The organism is Hyphomonas sp., from assembly GCF_046313735.1.
Lineage (GTDB): Bacteria > Pseudomonadota > Alphaproteobacteria > Caulobacterales > Hyphomonadaceae > Hyphomonas.
Window position 1 is genome coordinate 31977 of sequence record NZ_JBKBXW010000016.1, and the last position, 16122, is coordinate 48098.

General features: G+C 65.2%; 20 protein-coding genes and 1 riboswitch. Of the genes, 10 read left to right on the forward strand and 10 right to left on the reverse strand.

Annotated features, from left to right (window positions below; translation table 11 throughout):
- Nucleotides 1-3: 3 nt before the first annotated feature.
- The 6 genes from ACK4SV_RS09345 to ACK4SV_RS09370 form a co-directional block, all read right to left on the reverse strand.
- Nucleotides 4-891, reverse strand: coding sequence for a lysophospholipid acyltransferase family protein (locus ACK4SV_RS09345; RefSeq protein WP_409917556.1), 888 nt, complete (start codon nt 889-891; stop codon nt 4-6).
- Nucleotides 888-2048, reverse strand: coding sequence for an acyl-CoA dehydrogenase family protein (locus ACK4SV_RS09350; protein WP_409917557.1), 1161 nt, complete (start codon nt 2046-2048; stop codon nt 888-890). The genes ACK4SV_RS09345 and ACK4SV_RS09350 overlap by 4 nt, the downstream gene beginning before the upstream one ends.
- A complete protein-coding gene (locus ACK4SV_RS09355; RefSeq protein WP_409917558.1) occupies nt 2045-2443 on the reverse strand; it encodes a type II toxin-antitoxin system VapC family toxin in 399 nt (132 codons plus the stop codon). The genes ACK4SV_RS09350 and ACK4SV_RS09355 overlap by 4 nt, the downstream gene beginning before the upstream one ends.
- A complete protein-coding gene (locus tag ACK4SV_RS09360; protein ID WP_409917559.1) occupies nt 2440-2754 on the reverse strand; it encodes an AbrB/MazE/SpoVT family DNA-binding domain-containing protein in 315 nt (104 codons plus the stop codon). The genes ACK4SV_RS09355 and ACK4SV_RS09360 overlap by 4 nt, the downstream gene beginning before the upstream one ends.
- 31 nt (nt 2755-2785) lie before the next feature.
- Entirely contained in the window at nt 2786-3706 is a 921-nt protein-coding gene (gene metA, locus ACK4SV_RS09365; RefSeq protein ID WP_409917560.1) for a homoserine O-succinyltransferase, read from the reverse strand.
- Between the two features lie 77 nt (nt 3707-3783).
- A riboswitch (SAM riboswitch) is annotated at nt 3784-3861 on the reverse strand.
- A 585-nt stretch (nt 3862-4446) separates the two neighbouring features.
- Nucleotides 4447-5259: an enoyl-CoA hydratase/isomerase family protein gene (locus tag ACK4SV_RS09370; protein WP_409917561.1), complete on the reverse strand. Its 813-nt coding sequence runs from the start codon at nt 5257-5259 to the stop codon at nt 4447-4449.
- Nucleotides 5260-5395: 136 nt separating this feature from the next.
- Between ACK4SV_RS09370 and ACK4SV_RS09375 the strand changes: the two genes are divergently transcribed.
- On the forward strand, nt 5396-6334 hold the full coding sequence (locus tag ACK4SV_RS09375) for an NAD(P)H-dependent flavin oxidoreductase (protein WP_409917562.1): 939 nt from the start codon (nt 5396-5398) through the stop codon (nt 6332-6334).
- A 105-nt stretch (nt 6335-6439) separates the two neighbouring features.
- Entirely contained in the window at nt 6440-8620 is a 2181-nt protein-coding gene (locus tag ACK4SV_RS09380; protein ID WP_409917563.1) for a M3 family metallopeptidase, read from the forward strand.
- Between the two features lie 85 nt (nt 8621-8705).
- On the opposite strand, the gene ACK4SV_RS09385 is transcribed toward ACK4SV_RS09380, so the two are convergent.
- The 3 genes from ACK4SV_RS09385 to pspF form a co-directional block, all read right to left on the reverse strand.
- A complete protein-coding gene (locus ACK4SV_RS09385) occupies nt 8706-9170 on the reverse strand; it encodes a PTS sugar transporter subunit IIA (protein WP_409917564.1) in 465 nt (154 codons plus the stop codon).
- 26 nt (nt 9171-9196) lie between these two features.
- Nucleotides 9197-9793, reverse strand: a complete 597-nt coding sequence (hpf, locus tag ACK4SV_RS09390; protein ID WP_409917565.1) for a ribosome hibernation-promoting factor, HPF/YfiA family — start codon at nt 9791-9793, stop codon at nt 9197-9199.
- Nucleotides 9794-9958: 165 nt separating this feature from the next.
- Nucleotides 9959-11038: a phage shock protein operon transcriptional activator gene (gene pspF / locus ACK4SV_RS09395; protein ID WP_409917566.1), complete on the reverse strand. Its 1080-nt coding sequence runs from the start codon at nt 11036-11038 to the stop codon at nt 9959-9961.
- Between the two features lie 199 nt (nt 11039-11237).
- Here pspF and ACK4SV_RS09400 point away from each other — a divergent pair, with 199 nt between their 5' ends.
- From ACK4SV_RS09400 to ACK4SV_RS09420, 5 genes are all read left to right on the forward strand, one after another.
- Complete coding sequence (locus ACK4SV_RS09400; protein ID WP_409917567.1) at nt 11238-11381, forward strand: hypothetical protein; 144 nt, start codon at nt 11238-11240, stop codon at nt 11379-11381.
- A 28-nt stretch (nt 11382-11409) separates the two neighbouring features.
- The gene (gene pspA, locus ACK4SV_RS09405) at nt 11410-12090 is read left to right on the forward strand and encodes a phage shock protein PspA (RefSeq protein ID WP_409917568.1); all 681 of its coding nucleotides are present in this window, start codon (nt 11410-11412) and stop codon (nt 12088-12090) included.
- 117 nt (nt 12091-12207) lie between these two features.
- Nucleotides 12208-12465, forward strand: coding sequence for an envelope stress response membrane protein PspB (gene pspB / locus ACK4SV_RS09410; protein ID WP_409917569.1), 258 nt, complete (start codon nt 12208-12210; stop codon nt 12463-12465).
- 10 nt (nt 12466-12475) lie between these two features.
- Nucleotides 12476-12892 carry an envelope stress response membrane protein PspC gene (gene pspC, locus ACK4SV_RS09415; RefSeq protein WP_409917570.1) on the forward strand — a complete coding sequence of 139 codons (417 nt, stop codon included), beginning with the start codon at nt 12476-12478 and terminating at the stop codon, nt 12890-12892.
- Between the two features lie 72 nt (nt 12893-12964).
- Nucleotides 12965-13150, forward strand: coding sequence for a hypothetical protein (locus ACK4SV_RS09420; protein ID WP_409917571.1), 186 nt, complete (start codon nt 12965-12967; stop codon nt 13148-13150).
- A gap of 9 nt (nt 13151-13159) precedes the next feature.
- Here ACK4SV_RS09420 and mnmC read toward each other — a convergent pair whose 3' ends face one another.
- A complete protein-coding gene (gene mnmC, locus ACK4SV_RS09425; RefSeq protein ID WP_409917572.1) occupies nt 13160-14971 on the reverse strand; it encodes an FAD-dependent 5-carboxymethylaminomethyl-2-thiouridine(34) oxidoreductase MnmC in 1812 nt (603 codons plus the stop codon).
- Between the two features lie 102 nt (nt 14972-15073).
- Between mnmC and ACK4SV_RS09430 the strand changes: the two genes are divergently transcribed.
- Genes ACK4SV_RS09430 through ACK4SV_RS09440 form a run of 3 tightly spaced genes read left to right on the forward strand, consistent with a single transcriptional unit; the run spans nt 15074 to nt 16118 of the window.
- Nucleotides 15074-15361, forward strand: coding sequence for a GNAT family N-acetyltransferase (locus ACK4SV_RS09430; protein ID WP_409917573.1), 288 nt, complete (start codon nt 15074-15076; stop codon nt 15359-15361).
- A 29-nt stretch (nt 15362-15390) separates the two neighbouring features.
- A complete protein-coding gene (locus ACK4SV_RS09435; RefSeq protein ID WP_409917574.1) occupies nt 15391-15672 on the forward strand; it encodes a GNAT family N-acetyltransferase in 282 nt (93 codons plus the stop codon).
- Complete coding sequence (locus ACK4SV_RS09440; protein WP_409917575.1) at nt 15669-16118, forward strand: YcgN family cysteine cluster protein; 450 nt, start codon at nt 15669-15671, stop codon at nt 16116-16118. The genes ACK4SV_RS09435 and ACK4SV_RS09440 overlap by 4 nt, the downstream gene beginning before the upstream one ends.
- The last annotated feature ends 4 nt before the right edge of the window (nt 16119-16122 follow it).

Sequence of the window (16122 nt, forward strand, 5' to 3'; positions counted from 1 at the left end):
GCTTCATTGGAATATCTTCGGCTTGTTCGCGCGGAAACGCTCACCCGCGCGGCGATAGCCTGCCGCCTTTCCGCCGGGGGCGAGGCCGTAGGTGAGCTCGCGCAGGTATTCCATGAGGTCGCGGCGCTTGCCCGCGGCAGCGAGAGCCTCCGGGGTGAGCGTCTCGCCGATGCCGACCGTGACGGTCTTGCCGATGCGGCGGCGCACTTCGCGGAAGACGAGGGCGAGGCGCAGCTCCAGCGAGAGGTGCGAGGCGATCTGGAACAGGCGCGAATTCTGGCCATTGAAAAAAACCGGCGTGACCGAGGCGCGCCCCTGCGTGATCAGCTTGGCGGTGAAGGGCTTCCAGTCATCATCGACCGCAAGCGGATCAAATGGGCCGGGCGTGGTGGAAACCCCGCCCGCCGGAAACACGATGACGCAGCCGCCGGATTTCACATGGCCGAGCGCGGCCTTGCGCATCGCAAGGTTGGCTTCCAGCGCTGCGCGCGTGCCGCCGAAATCGACCGGCAGCAGCCAGGGCTTGGCCTCGGGCACGGCGTCCAGCACCGAATTCGTCAGCACCCGGAAATCCTGCCGCCGCTGGCCGATCAGCCAGCAGATGATCAGCCCGTCCAGCACGCCGAAGGGGTGGTTGGCGACGACGACCAGCGGGCCTCCGGCCGGAATGTTCAGGAGGCGGGCGACATCAAATCGCACATTCAGCTCAAGGAGGCGGATGGCGGCCTCGAAGAAACCGGCCTCGCCGAGCTCGCCGGCGCGGTAGCGTTCATAGAGGCGTTTCAGCTTCGGCTGGCCGGTCGCCTTTTCGACGGCGCGCACGAGGGCGCGCTTCATCGGATCATGGAAATACGCCGCATAGGAGAGTTCCGGCGCGGCGGCGTCCATCATAGCCTCCACATCCGGGCGAGATTGTTCTTCTGCATGTCGGAGGAGCCGCCGACGATGGGCATGCCGAGCAGGTCACGCACATTGCGCTCGATGTCATAGGCGTCCGACAGGCCATAGGCGCCGATCACCTGCTGGCAGGCGAGCGCGATCTCGACGCCGGTGTCTGCCACGAAGAGTTTCGCCATCGCTGTTTCCGCTGAACAGGGCTGGCCGGTGCCGGCGAGCCATGCGGCATGATAGAGCATATGGCGGCAGGCGGCGAGCTTTGTCCGTGCCGTGACGAGTTTGTGGGCGATCGCCTGGTGCTTGCCGATGGGCTTGCCGAACTGGACGCGCTCTCCGGCATAGCGCCAGGCCTCCTCCAGCGCGGCGCGAGCAAGGCCGTAAGCCACCGCCGTGATCTCGATCTTCTCCACATCCAGCGCGCGGCCGGCAAGGGCCTCCCAGCCGCGATTCCATTTCTCCGGCCCGCCGACGATGGCGCTTTCGGGCAGGCGGACCTGATCGAGATAGACATCCATCGAATGAGTGTAGCGCAGGTTCGCGTGCTCGATGGGCTGCATCGTGACGCCTTCGGCTTTTGTTGGTACAAGGACGAAGGTGAGATTGCCATGGCGCGCGCCGGGCTCACCCGAACGGCAGAGGCAATAGATATAGTCTGCCCAGTCCGCGCCTGTGCACCAGCGCTTGGCGCCGGTGATGACAATCTCCCCACCATCACGCTCCACGCGCGTCTCGACGCTTGGCAGGTCGCCGCCGACATTCGGCTCGGACAGGCCATAGGCGAGGAAGATTTCCCCGCGCGCGAGTTTGGGCAGCAGGGCTTCTTTCTGCTCCTTTGATCCGTTCTCGGAGATATTGAGCCCGCCATAGAAGGCGGCATGGATATACGGCCCCGCCATGCTGGCGCCACCCTGGCAGAGCTCCTCGATCACGGCGGCGGCGGCGTAGATGTCCTCGCCCTGTCCGCCATATTCCTCCGGGATTGTCAGGCCGATGAGGCCCATCTCTGCAAGCTCGCGGAACAGCGCCCGGTCCCATGTCGCAGCCTTGTCCCATTCCCGGCGCTTCTCGCGCGGCATCTTCTCCGCAACCCAGCGCGAAAGCTGACGGCGGAGCTCGGTAACGTGGTCTGGTTCGGCAGCAAAACTGGTCATGGGGTGATGAGCTCAAGGTCTGGGAAATAGGTGCGGTAGCGGGCCGTATCGCGTGTGATCAGCCTTGCGCCTTCCGTCAATGCCTGCGCGCCGATCAGGAAGTCCGGCAAGGTTCCTGTGCGCGTGCCGCCCCGGCGGCGATATTCAAGATGGACGCGCGCGGCCATGAACAGCGCCTCGCGCGAGGGATGGACGAGCACGACGCCGAGCACAGCAAGCGCCTTGTCGAAACGGTCCTGCGCGCTGAAGAAGGCCGAGGTTTCCGACCAGACGATGGGCGAGCAGGCGAGCCCCTGATTGAGATGCGCGCCTAGGACCTCGCCCGCCCAGTCCGTCCAGCTGTTCGGGGCGCCGAGCAGGTCGATCAGCACATTGGAATCAACATGGACGCTCAAGCTGCGCTGCCCCGGCGGCCGGGAAACCGGCCTGGATAGTCAGCCGGATCAGCCGAGGGCCAGTCCTCGCCGCGGGTAAAGCGGAGGTATTCATCGGTGGTCATGCCCGTGTTGGCATCCGCACTGTTACGCACCTGTTCGATGGCATCGCGGCGCGCGGCATCGCTCATATGGCGGCGGACCACGACCTGTCCATCCGCGCGGATTTCGAACCAGACTTCGTCGCCCTCGCGCACCCCAAGATGCTCGCGGATCGCCTTGGGCAGGGTGACCTGGCCCTTTTTGGTGATGCGGTATTCGGTATTACTCATGAGCCGAAAGTAATACCGACGCCGGGCCCCGTCAATTGCGGCCGATATCGTCGAGGATGTAGGGCGTCGTCTGGTAGGTCTGGTTGATCCAGTTGCCGAACAACAGGTGCGCATGGCTGCGCCAGCGGTTGAGCGGCGGGCGGGACGGGTCATCGCCGGGGAAGTAATTGTGCGGCACCTCGATCGGGATGTTCTGGGCGCGGTCGCGCTCGAATTCTTCCTTCAGCGAGAAGGAGTCGTATTCGACATGGTTGAACATGAAGAGGCTGCGGCTCGGCGCGTGCTGCAGGAGGCAGGGGCCTGTGCGCTCGCAATCGACGAGGAGATCGAGTTCGGTGCGCACGGCAACATCCTCGCGGTGCACTTCGGTCCAGCGCGAGACAGGGATCAGGAAATCATCGGAGAAGCCTGCCAGGAAAGGCGAGGCCGGCACGAGGTTGCGCTGGCGGAACACGCCGAAGGCTTTCTGCTTCAGCTCATATTTCGGCAGGCCGTGGAAATGCCAGGCCGCTGCCATCGCGCCCCAGCAGATGAACAGGGGCGAGTGCACACTCGTCCGTGTCCAGTCGAATATCTGCCTGAGTTCGTCCCAATAGGTGACCGCCTCGAACGGCAACAGCTCGACCGGCGCGCCGGTGACGATGAAGCCGTCAAACTTCCGTTCCCGGATTTCTTCCCAGGTCTGGTAGAAGCTGATCAGGTGGTCCTTAGAGGTATTCTTCGGCGTGTGCCCGCCGATGCGAACCAGCGTCAGCTCCACCTGCAGCGGCGTTGCCCCGATCAGGCGGGCGATCTGCGTCTCGGTGCGGATCTTGTTGGGCATCAGGTTCAACAGGCCGATCTGCAGCGGGCGGACATCCTGGCGGATGGCGTCTGTCTCGCGCATCACGGCGACGCCCTCGGCCAGCAGGGTCTCGCGCGCGGGCAGCGTATCGGGAATCCGGATCGGCATGGCTCAAACGTCCTCTGCGGCCTGCTTACGGAAGGCATTGGAAAACGCATCGCATGGGGGGATGATGGGCGGGGCGCTTTCCCCGCTTCTCGGCCCTTTAGCGACTTGTTTAACGTGGCTGCAAGCCGGCCGGCCAAATCACCACGAAACCGCATCTAGTATGGCCGCGCGGCGGCGTCAAATGGGGGAAGGCCCTCACCTCCCACGCCCTTCGGGCGCCCTCACCTCCCTTTGCTTCGCAAAGGGCCCCTCCTCTCCCAGAGGGAGAGGGGTAAGGGGGTCGGGTCAAACACCAAGGGCCGGACAGGGCGCGCCCTTCCGGTTTTGCGGGGTGTTCGGGTCCTGCGGATGGGGCGTTCGCCCGAGGCATCTGAGGACTTGGCAGTCAGGGGTAGACGGAATTCTCTGCCCCAGTGCACGAGGGCGAAGCACTCCATCCGCATTCCAGCGATGCCCGGACGATTCCGCGCGCCGCCGACCCGCGCGGGGGTTTGGCTGTCACCTCCTTTGCCCCGCGCTTCGAGGCGAAGGATAACCCGGGCGCGGACCCGGTCGGATTGGATTGGGGTGGTTTTTTTTGGTGCGCCGGTTTTGGCCGGCGATGGGAGGCCGTAAGCGTTTGTGTTTCTTGTGTTTTCTGGGTCCCGGCTTTCGCCGGGATGACATGGGAAGAGGCAGCGGTGGGCCGCGGAGGTGCGGGATTGGCGGGGGCTTGCACCGCAGAAATCCGCCCCCCTGCCCTAGTCTCCCGTCAGCTTCGGCGGGCGGCGTTCCTTGAAGGCGGCGACGGCTTCGCGCCGGTCGCCGAGATAGTTCGAGACGCTTTCCCAGCCAATCGAGGCATCCATCAGCTGCGCGGCGAGCGCGCGCAGGGGGATGTTGGCGGTCGTCTTGGTCCAGCGCACGGCCCATTTGGGATTGGCGAGGATCTTGCCGGCGATCTCGGCAACTTTCGCGTCGAGCTCTGCGGCCGGGACGGCATAGTTGATGAGGCCGAGAGCCTGGGCTTCCTGCGCGGTCAGGAGGTCGCCGGTCATCAGCAATTCCTTGGCCTTGGCAAAGCCGATCAGCTGCGGCCAGATCAGTGCGCCGCCATCGCCCGCAACCAGCCCGACCTTCACATGCGGGTCGCCGATCTTCGCAGTCTCGTCGGCAATGATCACATCGCAAAGGAGCGCAATCGTTGCGCCGAGGCCGGCGGCGGCGCCGTTCATGCGGCAGAGGATGGGCTTCTCCATCTGCAGGAGCGTGACGACGATCTGCTTTGCGTCCCACCCGATGCTGCGGAAGCGTTCGGGGTGGGCGATCTGTTCCTCGAACCAGTCGAAATCCCCGCCGGCGCAGAAGGCGCGGCCTTTGGCGGAAAGGATGATGAGGTCGCTTTCGCTGTCGCGCTGAAGGCAGTTGAAGATCAGGGCGAGCTCGGTGTGCATCTGCTCGTCCACGCCGTTCACCGGGTGGTCGGAGGTGATGTAGGCGGTGAGGATCGGGCCATTCCGCTCGAAGGTGAAGCGGTGCCAGGTGTCGGCGGTGATGTCGTAGGTCGCGCTCATATTCTTTTCCTCCCTGATCCGGGCGACCTTAAGCGGCAGGGCGCGGATGTCACGGGGGCGAAGGCGGCCCCCTTGCCTCCCGCGGCGTCAGGCGCCTCAACTGCCCCGGCAGAACAAGATACGCCGGAGGAGCCCCATGACTGCAGCGCCCGTGAAGACCCGCATTACCGAGATGCTGGGCATCGAGAAGCCGATCATCCAGGCGGCGATGGGGTGGATTGCGCGCGCGCATCTTTCCTCGGCCGTGTCGAATGCCGGGGGCATGGGGATCATCGAGACGTCTTCGGGCGAGCTGGATGCGATCCGCGAAGAGATCCGCAAGATGAAGACGCTGACGGACAAGCCCTTCGGGGTGAATGTCGCGCAGGCCTTCGTGCGCGATCCGGACATCATCAATTTCGTCATCGGCGAGGGCATCAGATTCGTCACCACCTCGGCGGGCGACCCGATGAAATATACCGGCATGCTGAAGGAGGCGGGGCTGACCGTGTTTCATGTCGTGCCATCGCTGGCCGGGGCCCTGCGCGCGATCGAGGCGGGGGTGGACGGGCTGATCGTCGAGGGCGGCGAAGGCGGGGGCTTCAAGAATGCCAAGGATGTCGCCTCGATGGTGCTGATCCCGCAGGTGTGCGAGCGGGTGTCGGTGCCGGTGGTGGCCGCCGGCGGCATCGTGGACGGGCGCAGCATGGCGGCGGCCTTTGCGCTGGGCGCCGAAGGCGTGCTGATGGGCACGCGGATCCTGTCGTCTGCTGAAAGCCCGGTGCACCCGAACTGGAAGGACGCGATCGTGAAGGCGGATGCGACCGATACGGTGTTCCTGAACCGCGCGGGCCCCGGCCCGGCCCTGCGGGCGCTGCGCACTGAGCGCACAACGCGGCTCGAGAAGGACGGCAGCCCCAACATCTTCGGCGAGTTTGCCGGCACGCAGGACGTCTATTTCAAGGGCGACCTGGAGGCCGGCATCGCCCTGACCGGGCAGGTCGCCGGGCGGATCAGCGAGGTGAAACCGGTGGCGCAGATCTTCGAGGAAACCATCGAGGAATATCACCGGACAGTGGCAAACCTGCCGCGCTGAAGGGAGCTGGACGGGGCAATATTGCCTCATCCTGCCGCATTTGCTGGAAATCTGCTGCCGTGATGGCTAAACCGGCCCGCAAAGCTGTTCTCCAGAGGAAATCCCATGCGCATGACAGACATCCTGAAAGGCGGCGCAGCCGCGCTCGTCCTGGCGGCCGCCGCGGCGGCCTGCGGGGCGCCTTCGGCCACCGCCCCTGCCCCGGCCGTGCAGATCGAACTGCCGGAAATCACCGTGACGGACGCCGAACTGGAAGGGAACCCGTTCCGCGCCGAATGGGCGACGCCGTTTGGCGTGCCGCCCTTCGCCGAGATCCGCGACGAGCATTACATGCCGGCGGTCAAGAAAGGCATCCTGGAGCGGCGCGCCGAGATTGACGCGATCGTCAACAATCCCGAGCCGCCGACCTTCGAGAACACGATTGTGGCGCTGGAAACCGCCGGCGGGTCGCTGACCCAGGTGATGCGGGTGTTCAGCAACATTGTTGGCACTGACACCAATGACACGCTGAACGCGCTGCAGGGCGAGATCTTTCCGATGCTGTCGCGCGAGAGCGATGCGGTGACGTTCAACCCGGCGCTGTTTGCGCGGGTGAAAGCCGTTTACGACCAGAAGGACCGGCTAGGCCTCGATGAGCAGGAAGCGCGGTTGCTGGAGCTGACCCACCGCAATTTCGTGCGCGCAGGCGCCAACCTGCCGGCCGAGACGCAGGCGAAGATCGCCGAGATCAATTCCGAACTGTCGGCCCTGTCGACGCAATACAGCCAGAACCTGCGCAGCGCGAACAATGCCTACCGCCTCGTGATCACCGATCCGGCGCGGCTGGGTGGCCTGTCCGAAGGCTTCAGGAATGCGCTGAAGATCGAGGGCGAAGACCGCTGGGAAGTGAACCTCAGCCGCTCGTTCTTCGAGGGCTTCATGTCGACGGCCGAAGACCGGGAGCTGCGCTCCGAGCTGTTCGACGGCTACCGCACGATTGCCTCGTCAGGCGAGTTCGACAATGGCCCGGTGGCCCTGCGCATTGCGCAGCTGCGCGCCGAACGGGCCGAGCTGATGGGCTATCCGAGCCACGCGCATTACATCCTGGAGCTGCGCATGGCGCGCAATCCGGAGACCGCGATCGACTTCCTGAAACAGGTACTCGAGCCCGCCCTTGCCCGCGCGGCAGAAGAGCAGGCCGATATGGCGCGCCTCGCCGGGCGCGAGATCGAGGGCCATGACTGGTGGTTCTATTCGGAGAAGGTGCGCGCCGACCGCTATGCCTTCGATGCCGACCAGCTGCGCCCCTATTTCGAGCTGGAAGCCTCGTTCGCCGGTGCGTTTGAAGTGGCTTCGCGGCTGTTCAACATCACCATCGAGCCGGTGGACGTGACCGGCTGGAACCCGGTCGTGCGCGCCTATGATGTGACCGATACCGAGACCGGCGAACATCTCGGCCTGTTCATGGTCGACATGTTTGCCCGCGATTCCAAGCGCGGCGGGGCATGGATGAGCTCCTACCGTGTCGCCTCCGACATTGGCGGCGAGCGTATCCGGCCGATCATCACCAACCAAATGAACCTCGTGCCGCCCGCTGCCGGCCAGCCGGCGCTGCTGTCGCCAACCGAAGTGGAGACGCTGTTCCATGAGTTCGGCCACGGCCTGCACGGGCTGCTGACGCAGATCCGCTTCCCGAGCTTTGCCGGCACGTTTGGCGGCCCGGATTATGTCGAGTTCCCGGCGCAGGTCATGGAGCATTGGGCGGAGCATCCGGAATCGCTGGCCCTGTTCGCCCGCCATTACCGGACCGGTGCGCCGATTCCGCAACAGATGCTGGACCGGATGCAGCGCGCCTCGACCTTCAACCAGGGCTTCAAGACGACCGAGTTCATCGCAGCCTCGCTGATCGACCTGCACTGGCACATGCTGTCGGCGGAAGAAGCCCGCAACGTGACCAGCGCGCGGGAGTTCGAGCTGGAGGTCCTGCGCCGCTACAACATCCCGGAGATCATCGAGCCGCGCTACCGCTCGACCTATTTCACACACAGCTTCTCCGGCGGGTATTCGGCCGGGTATTACTCCTATCTGTGGGCTGAAATTCTGGATGCGGACGGCTTCGAGGCGTTCGAGGAAACGGGCGACATCTTCAACCCCGAACTGGCCGCACGTCTGAAGAAGTGGGTGTATGAAGCCGGCGGCCTGCGGGAGACCAGCGAACTCTACCGCAACTTCCGCGGCTCCGATCCCGGCATCGAGCCCCTGCTGCGCAAGCGCGGCTTTGCCGAGCCGCCCCCGGCCGGCGGCTGAGGCAACCCCTCCGGAGACGGACAAAAAGAACCCCGCCTGCGCACTGCAGGCGGGGTTTTTCTTCGTGGGCGGTTGAAAGGATGCGTTAGCCGCTGACTGGATCCTTGCAGATGACCGCGCGGATTTCATCCTCGTTGCGGGCCTTGCGCAGGCCGTCGCGCACGGCGGGCTGGCGGAAGAAGCGGCTGACCTGCGCCAGCGCGCGCAGATGATCCGCGCCCGACCCATCCGGGGCGAGCAGCATGAACACCAGATCGCACGGCCGGTCATCAATCGCTTCAAAGTCGACGCCCTGCGCAAGGCGCAGGAAGCCGCCAACCGGCGCGGTGAGGCCGGTGAGGCGCGCATGGGGGATCGAGACGCCTTCGCCGACACCGGTGGAGCCGAGGCGTTCGCGTTCCATCACCGCATCCTCAATGGTGCGGGCGCCCAGGCCGGTGGTTTCCGCAAGCGCTTCGCACAGGATGTGGATGGCCTGTTTGCGGCTCGTTGCTTCATGGAAGGGTATGATGACCCCGCCGCGCAGCAGAGCACTCAAATCCGTTGTCATCTATCATGCATCCGTGGCGTATCGCACTAGTTCCGGGGCGTGTTTGCAGGGTCGACCCAGCCAATGTGCCCGTCCGGGCGGCGGTAGACCATATTCAGCCCATCATGGCTAGCATTTCTGAACATCAGTGCCGGGACATCCCGCAATTCCAGCTGCATCACTGCCTCTGAAACAGTCATTGTGCGGATCTGGACCTGGGTTTCCGCAACCGTAAGGGGTGCATCCCCCAGCTCCATACCCGTGTCATCATCGCTGTCCGAATCCTCATCCGGTACCTGAATCAGTGTTTCTGCAGCCATTTGCGCCGGAAGTTCGGGCTGGCCGTTCATGTGATGGTCCTTCAGGCGGCGCTTGTAGCGGCGCACCCGTTTTTCCATCTTGTCGAGACTGACTTCGAGCGCCGCATAGGGGTCGTCGGCGCGGCCAGTGGATTGCAGGACGATGCCGGAGGGCAGGTGGACATTGCAGTCCACCTCAACAAACGGGCCTTCCTGCGAGACGAAGACATTCGCCTCACCCGGCCGGCTGAAATATTTCGAGATGGTGGCCTCCAGGCCCGTTTCGATCCTGCCTCGCAGCGCTTCACCGAGATCCATATGCTTGCCGGTGATCTGAATCTGCATGGGCGTCTCCTTGTCTGCCGGGGGCATCAGGGCGCCGCCCGGTTTCTGGGAGTATGCCTCAGGAGTTCGCCAGTGGCGACTCCCCTTCGGGCGAGCGGGGGCGCATGTGTCTGAAATCTAATGTGTTGCTGCCCCTGAGAGGCGTTCGCAGCATCCGGTGCAGGATCAGGCGGCCGTCTCGCTGGCGCGGCGGGCATAGCCATGCTTCTTCAGGAGGCCGCGGAACTGGTGGTAGGTGAGGCCGAGGATTTCGGCGGCGCGGCCCTGATGGCCCCCTGCCCGGGCGAGGGCGTCGTCGATCAGCTGCATCTCATAGAGGCGGACGGCGGCCTCAAAGCTCTGCGCAGGTTCAGCCGGGCGCTCGGCGGTGAGGGCCGGGGCGGGCGCGGCGGCGGCAGGGGCAGCGATGATCGGGGCGGCGGGCTTTGCCTCTGCCGCCACCGGCTGGGGCGCGGGGCGCCAGGGCGAGGCGAAGGGGTCGAGCGCGGCGGGCTCGAAGCGGACCTGTTCGTAGGGCGCGGTGATCAGGGCGCGGTGGGCGAGGCGTTCGGCGAAATTGCGCAGCTCGCGCACATTGCCGGGCCAGTGATACGCCTCGATTGCCTCAAGCGCGGAGAGGGAAAAGCCGGGGAAATCCTGCGCCATTTCGATGGCCATGCGCCGGGCGAAGAACTCCGCCAGCAGCGTCTTGTCGCCCCGGCGCGCGCGCAGGGGGGGCAGCGTGATGACATCGAAGGACAGCCGGTCGAGCAGGTCCCAGCGGAACTTTCCGGCCTCGGCCATGGAGGGCAGGTCCGCATTGGTGGCCGCCGCGATGCGGACATTGGCGGTCAGGACCTTCGAGCCGCCGACACGCTGGAATTCGCCATATTCGACGACGCGGAGGAGCTTCTCCTGAACCTGCTGGGAGGCGGTGGCGATCTCATCGAGGAAGATCGTGCCGCCATCGGCAAGCTCGAACCGGCCGCGGCGCATTTCGGTGGCGCCGGTGAAGGCGCCGCGCTCATGGCCGAAGAGTTCGGAATCGAGCAGCGTCTCCGACAGGGCGGCGCAGTTGACCTTCACGAACGGGCCTTCCCAGCGCTTCGAGAGGAAGTGGAGACGCTCGCCGACAAGCTCCTTGCCGGTGCCGCGCTCGCCGATGACGAGGACGGGCCGGTCGAGCGGGGCAAGCCGGCTCGCCTGCTCCAGCGCGCTGAGCCAGGCGGGAGATTCGCCTATGAGTTGTGTTGTCCGGCCATCCATGAGGCATTATTAGCCAATCTTGATGGTAAAATCGACTACATTTTTAGCGCTTTTTGCCTTCTGATTATTAACGCGAGGCTTCGAAAAACTTTTTTTCTTATGTTTTTCAAGGCTTTGAAGAATTAATTTCGAACTGGCACGGCTCTTGAAATCAAGATGGCATCAGGGCGACGGGCGTTGCCAACCAAGTGAAGCAAGGATGCAGAAGACGATGAGCTACCAGGACGACCGCTACACACCCCGCACCGATGCCGGACGCTTCGGACGCTGGCTCGCCAGCCGCCGGGCCGAGACGTGGATGTTCTTCGCCGTGGGCGTCATCCTCGGCGGCATCTTCTTCTGATCAACACCTGACACGAAAGGATATCCAGATGGGTCTCTTCTCCCGCCTCGGCGACATCATCAACTCGAACATCAACGCGATGCTCGACGGCGCCGAAAACCCCGAAAAAATCGCCCGCCTGATCATCCAGGAAATGGAAGACACGCTGGTGGAAGTGCGCACGGCAGCTGCCCGCGCGATGGCCGACAAGAAAGAAATGGAGCGCGAGATCGCCCAGTTCACGGCCAGCCGCGATGACTGGGCCGCCAAGGCCGAGCTGGCCATCGACAAGGGCCGTGAGGACCTTGCCCGCGGCGCGCTGGCTGCCAAGCAGAAGGCCGAAGCCGAGATCGAGCGCCGCAAGAGCGCCATGAAGATCGCCGAGGAAGCCTTCGAGCGCCGCCAGGACGACCTGACAAAGCTGCAGGCCAAGCTGGACGAAGCGAAAGCCAAGCACCGCGCGCTGGTCATGCGCCGGGAAGCTGCCGAGCAGCGCATCCGGATGCGCACCCAGATGTATGACGGCCGCGCCGATGAGGCGATTGCCCGCTATGCCAACCTGGAGCGCAAGGTGGACGAGATGGAGGCCTATGCCGACGCCATCCGCGGCCGCGAGCCGAGCCTGGAGCAGGAATTTGCCGAGCTCGAGCAGAACGACGCCATCGAGCAGGAACTCGCCGCGCTGAAGGCCCGCAAGGGCAAGACCGGCGGCAAGAAATCGGAGGGCTGAGGCATGTTGTTCTCGATTGCCTGCCTGTTTGGCTTCCTGACCGTGATCTGCGCGCCCGGGCTGATTGCCCAGGCCAGGGAAGAACGCTCGGCCGCCGCACAAAGAGAGGCCTGAGCGATGGCGGAAGCAATGCTGATCCCGATCATCGCGATCCTCTCGATCTTCGTCATCCTGCCGGGAATGGTGTTCCACTATGTCACGCTGTGGCGGCGCCAGAAGACGCTGATGCCGGATGACGAAAAGATGCTCGAGGACCTCTGGCGCTCCGCCAAGAATATGGAGCGCCGGATCGAGACCCTCGAATCGCTGCTCGAAACGCGGGAGGCCGAGACGCGCCGGCCTCCGCGCGCCACCCGCCCCACCTTTGACGATTAAGGAGACGAAGATGTCCCGCCCCGATGAATTCTACCGCTCCCCCAACCCGAAGCGTTTCTACCGTTCACGGAACGACAAGGTGATCGCCGGCGTGTGCGGCGGGATTGCCGACCGCTTCGGATGGGAACCTGTGCTCGTCCGTGTGCTGCTGGTGCTGGCCACCTTCTTCGGCATGGGCCCGTTCACCATCGTTGCCTATGTCGTTGTCTGGATGATCACGCCCAAGGCGCCCTATGGCCTCGGCAGCATGAGCCCCGAGGAAGACGCTTTCTGGCGGGGCGTATCGGACCGGCCGCGGGCAACCTTCGGGTCGCTCAAATATACCTTCATGGATCTCGACGAGCGCCTGAAGAATATGGAGCGGGCAGTGACCTCCGACGAATGGCGCCTGCGCCAGGAATTCCGCGACCTCGAAAAAGGCAACTGAACAGGCTAATGGGCCGGAACCGTCCGGCGCACCTTCCTCCCACCAATTTTACTCCGTGCAAGGACCGGAACAATGAAACAGGGGACTATCCACAACGCAAACCTGCTGCTGGGCGCCATCGCTGCAGCGATCCTTCTCTCCGGCGCCATCGCCTCGACGCTCAGCGGTGAGGTCTCGGTTGAAGTGGCCGGCGTCGCGATGAGCTTTCAGCAAGCGGAAGAAGGCGGGCTGCGGCTCTTCTTCGTCCGCGCCACCTGAAGCAAGGGATCAGCGGCGCTTCAGGCGCCGCACAACCTGCCGGGCGGGATCCGCCGCCCGCAGCGCCTCCAGCCCCGCCGGCAGCGGCGACCCGCAGAGGCCCGAGACAATCACCCCCGCCGCCCAGGGCGCCCAAGTGAAGCCCCGGCTGCCATACCCCCCCGCCACATAGACCCCCGCAAGTGCAGGCCAGCTGGCCTGTGCTGGATTGTTCGCGAATGCGGCTTCGATCGCGCCGATATCCGGCGCCGGACCGGCCAGCGGGAGGCGGTCGGGCGTGGTGGCGCGCACCGAGGCGCGGGAGGCGGGCACGCTGCGCCGCGCCTCGGCGATCCACCAGGGGGAGAGGGATTCGAGGCCGGCGAGGTTTTCGGCGCGGGCGGCGTCTGTGACTTCGGCAGCGCCGCCCTGCCCGGCCGGCTCGAAGGTGGCGCCCCAGAGACGTTCCGTACCCGTACAGATTGCGTAGGTGCCCGAGGCGTCAGACGAGGGCGGCGCGGAGACGGCCGCGACTGGGAGGTGTTCGACCTGGCCCTGACGGCCGGTGAGCTCGATGCCGGGCAGGAGGCGTGCGATCGCCATGCCGCTGGCGAGGAGAATGGCGTCATAAGCCTCGCCATTGACGCGGAGGGTTTCAAGGTCTGCAATGACGGGCTGGCCGAGGCGCAGGTCGGCACCTTCGAGAAGGTTTGCCACGATCTGCCGGGGACGGAGGATCAGGGCGCGCTTGTGCAGGAGGCCGCCGCCGCGCAGGGCTTCCAGGTCTTCCAGCGGCAGCGGCGGATCTGCGAGGACTTTTTCGAAGCGGCGAAGCTCGGTCTCGTTGCGGGGCAGCTGGCGGACGCTGGTTTCCTCCGCACCGGGAAGGCCTGCATAGGCGCGGCGGGCTTCGAGGTAAGCATCAATGAGCAGTCGGGCTTCGGCCGTGTCGCCGGCATCGAGGCGCGGCATCAGGAGGGCGAGCGGATTGCCGCTGGCGCCGCTGGCAATGTCCGTGGCCGGATCGAAGACAGTCGCCTTAAGGCCGCAGGCGCGGGCGCGCGCGGCGAGGCTGGCGCCAGCGATCCCGGCGCCGAGGATGGCGATGCGGCGGGGCGCTTCCTCAGGGGTCTGCGCGCCGGGGAAGATGGCTTCGAGGCGTTCGCGCTTGCGGCCATGGCCGGCGGCCTTTGCGGCGGTGAAGCCAGCCTCGCCAAGGGCGCGGCGGACGCGGCCGGCGACGGTGAAGGTGGCAAGCCGCGCGCCGGGGGCGGAGCGTTCCGCGATGGCCGGGAACAGCGCCTCGATCCACATGTCTTCATTGCGGGCGGGGCTGAAACCATCGAGGAACCAGGCATCGGCGCGGAAGCGGCTCTGCGGCAGGGTCTGGTTGATGTCGCCGAGGTGGAGGATCAATTCAATCCCATCCGCATCGAACGGAATGTAGCGCACACCGGGCACGGGGCCGGGCCATGCCTTCAGGAGCTGGCCTGACAAGGGCGCGAGTTCCGGCCAGCGGCTGAGCGCGCGGGCGGCATCTTCGGGCTTCAGGGGGAAGGCTTCGAAGCTGACAAAGCTGAGCCGGGCGTCCGGCGAGGGACGGTGATCGCGCCAGAGCCGCCAGAGGGCGAGGAAATTGAGGCCGGTGCCGAAGCCGGTTTCGGCGACGGTGAAGCGGCGGCGCCCCGCCCATGCCTGCGGCAGGCCGCAGCCTGTAAGGAACACCGCGCGGGTTTCGGAAAGGCCGTCTTCTGCCGAGAAATAGACGTCGCCAAAGGCGCGCGCGACGGGGGTGCCGTCGTCCTGCCAGTCGATCTCGGGATGGGAAAGGAGGCGGGCCATGCGCCCTGCCCTAGCCGGTTGCGCCGGGATTGGGAACAAGATCGGCCATTGCAGTTGGGGCCCCGGCAGGCCATTTGGGGGGAGAGCCATGAGGAGCCCGCCATGAGCGAACCGGATGTGCAGCGCGAAGACGGGCCCTCGGGCGGGCGGTATTTCGTGACGATTGATGGCCATACCGCCGAGATGACTTATTCCAAGGCGGGCGCGACCCGCATCATCATCGACCATACCGGGGTGCCGGATGCGCTGCGCGGCAAGGGCGCCGGGCAGGCGATGGTGAAACGCGCGGTCGAGGATGCGCGGGCGGCGGGGATCAAGATCATCCCGCTCTGCCCGTTCGCGAAGGCGCAGATCGGGAAACATCCCGAATGGCAGGATGTGCTCGCCTGAACTGAATTGGGCCCCGAGAGAGAGCTGAGATGACCGAGACCCCGATCACCCATGACGCCGCGCGCCAGCGCTACAGCCTGCTCGATGGCGGGGTCGAGGCGTATCTGACGTATGAGTATCCGCGCGCCGGTGTGCGCAACATTACTCATACGATCGTGCCGGACACGATCGGCGGGCGCGGGCATGGCAAGGTTCTGGTGCGCCGGGCTGTGGAGGATGCGATTGCGGCGGGTGAGCGGCTGGAGGCGTCCTGCTGGTACGCGCGCGAGCAGTTCGGCAAGCACCCCGAATGGGCAGCGCACCTGGCATGACCCTGCCCTTCTGGAAGACCAGGACGCTGGACCAGATGACCCGCGAGGAGTGGGAGAGCCTGTGCGATGGCTGTGGCAAGTGCTGCCTGCTGAAGCTTGAGGACGAGGACACCGGCGAGATCGCCTATACGCGCCTGCATTGCCGGCTGCTGGATGCGGAGACCTGCCGGTGCAGCAATTATGAGAATCGCAAGGCGCATGTGCCCGATTGTGTGAAGCTGACACCGGCGGGGATCGAGGAAATCAACTGGATGCCTTCGAGTTGCGCCTACCGGCTCATCCATGAGGGCAAGGAATTGCCGGACTGGCACCATCTGGTCTGCGGCGACCCGATGCGGGTGCATACCGAGGGCCATTCGATCCTTGGGCGGACGGTTTCGGAAGACACCGTGTTCGATGAGGACCAGGAGGACTGGATCGTCGACTGGGAAGGCAACGCGCCCTGACCGG

Coding starts and splice junctions, on each gene's coding strand:
- ACK4SV_RS09345 (WP_409917556.1), bottom strand. CDS start 891: ATGATGGACGCCGCCGCGCCGGAACTCTCCTATGCGGCGTATTTCCAT.
- ACK4SV_RS09350 (WP_409917557.1), bottom strand. CDS start 2,048: ATGACCAGTTTTGCTGCCGAACCAGACCACGTTACCGAGCTCCGCCGT.
- ACK4SV_RS09360 (WP_409917559.1), bottom strand. CDS start 2,754: ATGAGTAATACCGAATACCGCATCACCAAAAAGGGCCAGGTCACCCTG.
- metA (WP_409917560.1), bottom strand. CDS start 3,706: ATGCCGATCCGGATTCCCGATACGCTGCCCGCGCGCGAGACCCTGCTG.
- ACK4SV_RS09370 (WP_409917561.1), bottom strand. CDS start 5,259: ATGAGCGCGACCTACGACATCACCGCCGACACCTGGCACCGCTTCACC.
- ACK4SV_RS09375 (WP_409917562.1), top strand. CDS start 5,396: ATGACTGCAGCGCCCGTGAAGACCCGCATTACCGAGATGCTGGGCATC.
- ACK4SV_RS09380 (WP_409917563.1), top strand. CDS start 6,440: ATGCGCATGACAGACATCCTGAAAGGCGGCGCAGCCGCGCTCGTCCTG.
- ACK4SV_RS09385 (WP_409917564.1), bottom strand. CDS start 9,170: ATGACAACGGATTTGAGTGCTCTGCTGCGCGGCGGGGTCATCATACCC.
- hpf (WP_409917565.1), bottom strand. CDS start 9,793: ATGCAGATTCAGATCACCGGCAAGCATATGGATCTCGGTGAAGCGCTG.
- pspF (WP_409917566.1), bottom strand. CDS start 11,038: ATGGATGGCCGGACAACACAACTCATAGGCGAATCTCCCGCCTGGCTC.
- ACK4SV_RS09400 (WP_409917567.1), top strand. CDS start 11,238: ATGCAGAAGACGATGAGCTACCAGGACGACCGCTACACACCCCGCACC.
- pspA (WP_409917568.1), top strand. CDS start 11,410: ATGGGTCTCTTCTCCCGCCTCGGCGACATCATCAACTCGAACATCAAC.
- pspB (WP_409917569.1), top strand. CDS start 12,208: ATGGCGGAAGCAATGCTGATCCCGATCATCGCGATCCTCTCGATCTTC.
- pspC (WP_409917570.1), top strand. CDS start 12,476: ATGTCCCGCCCCGATGAATTCTACCGCTCCCCCAACCCGAAGCGTTTC.
- ACK4SV_RS09420 (WP_409917571.1), top strand. CDS start 12,965: ATGAAACAGGGGACTATCCACAACGCAAACCTGCTGCTGGGCGCCATC.
- mnmC (WP_409917572.1), bottom strand. CDS start 14,971: ATGGCCCGCCTCCTTTCCCATCCCGAGATCGACTGGCAGGACGACGGC.
- ACK4SV_RS09430 (WP_409917573.1), top strand. CDS start 15,074: ATGAGCGAACCGGATGTGCAGCGCGAAGACGGGCCCTCGGGCGGGCGG.
- ACK4SV_RS09435 (WP_409917574.1), top strand. CDS start 15,391: ATGACCGAGACCCCGATCACCCATGACGCCGCGCGCCAGCGCTACAGC.
- ACK4SV_RS09440 (WP_409917575.1), top strand. CDS start 15,669: ATGACCCTGCCCTTCTGGAAGACCAGGACGCTGGACCAGATGACCCGC.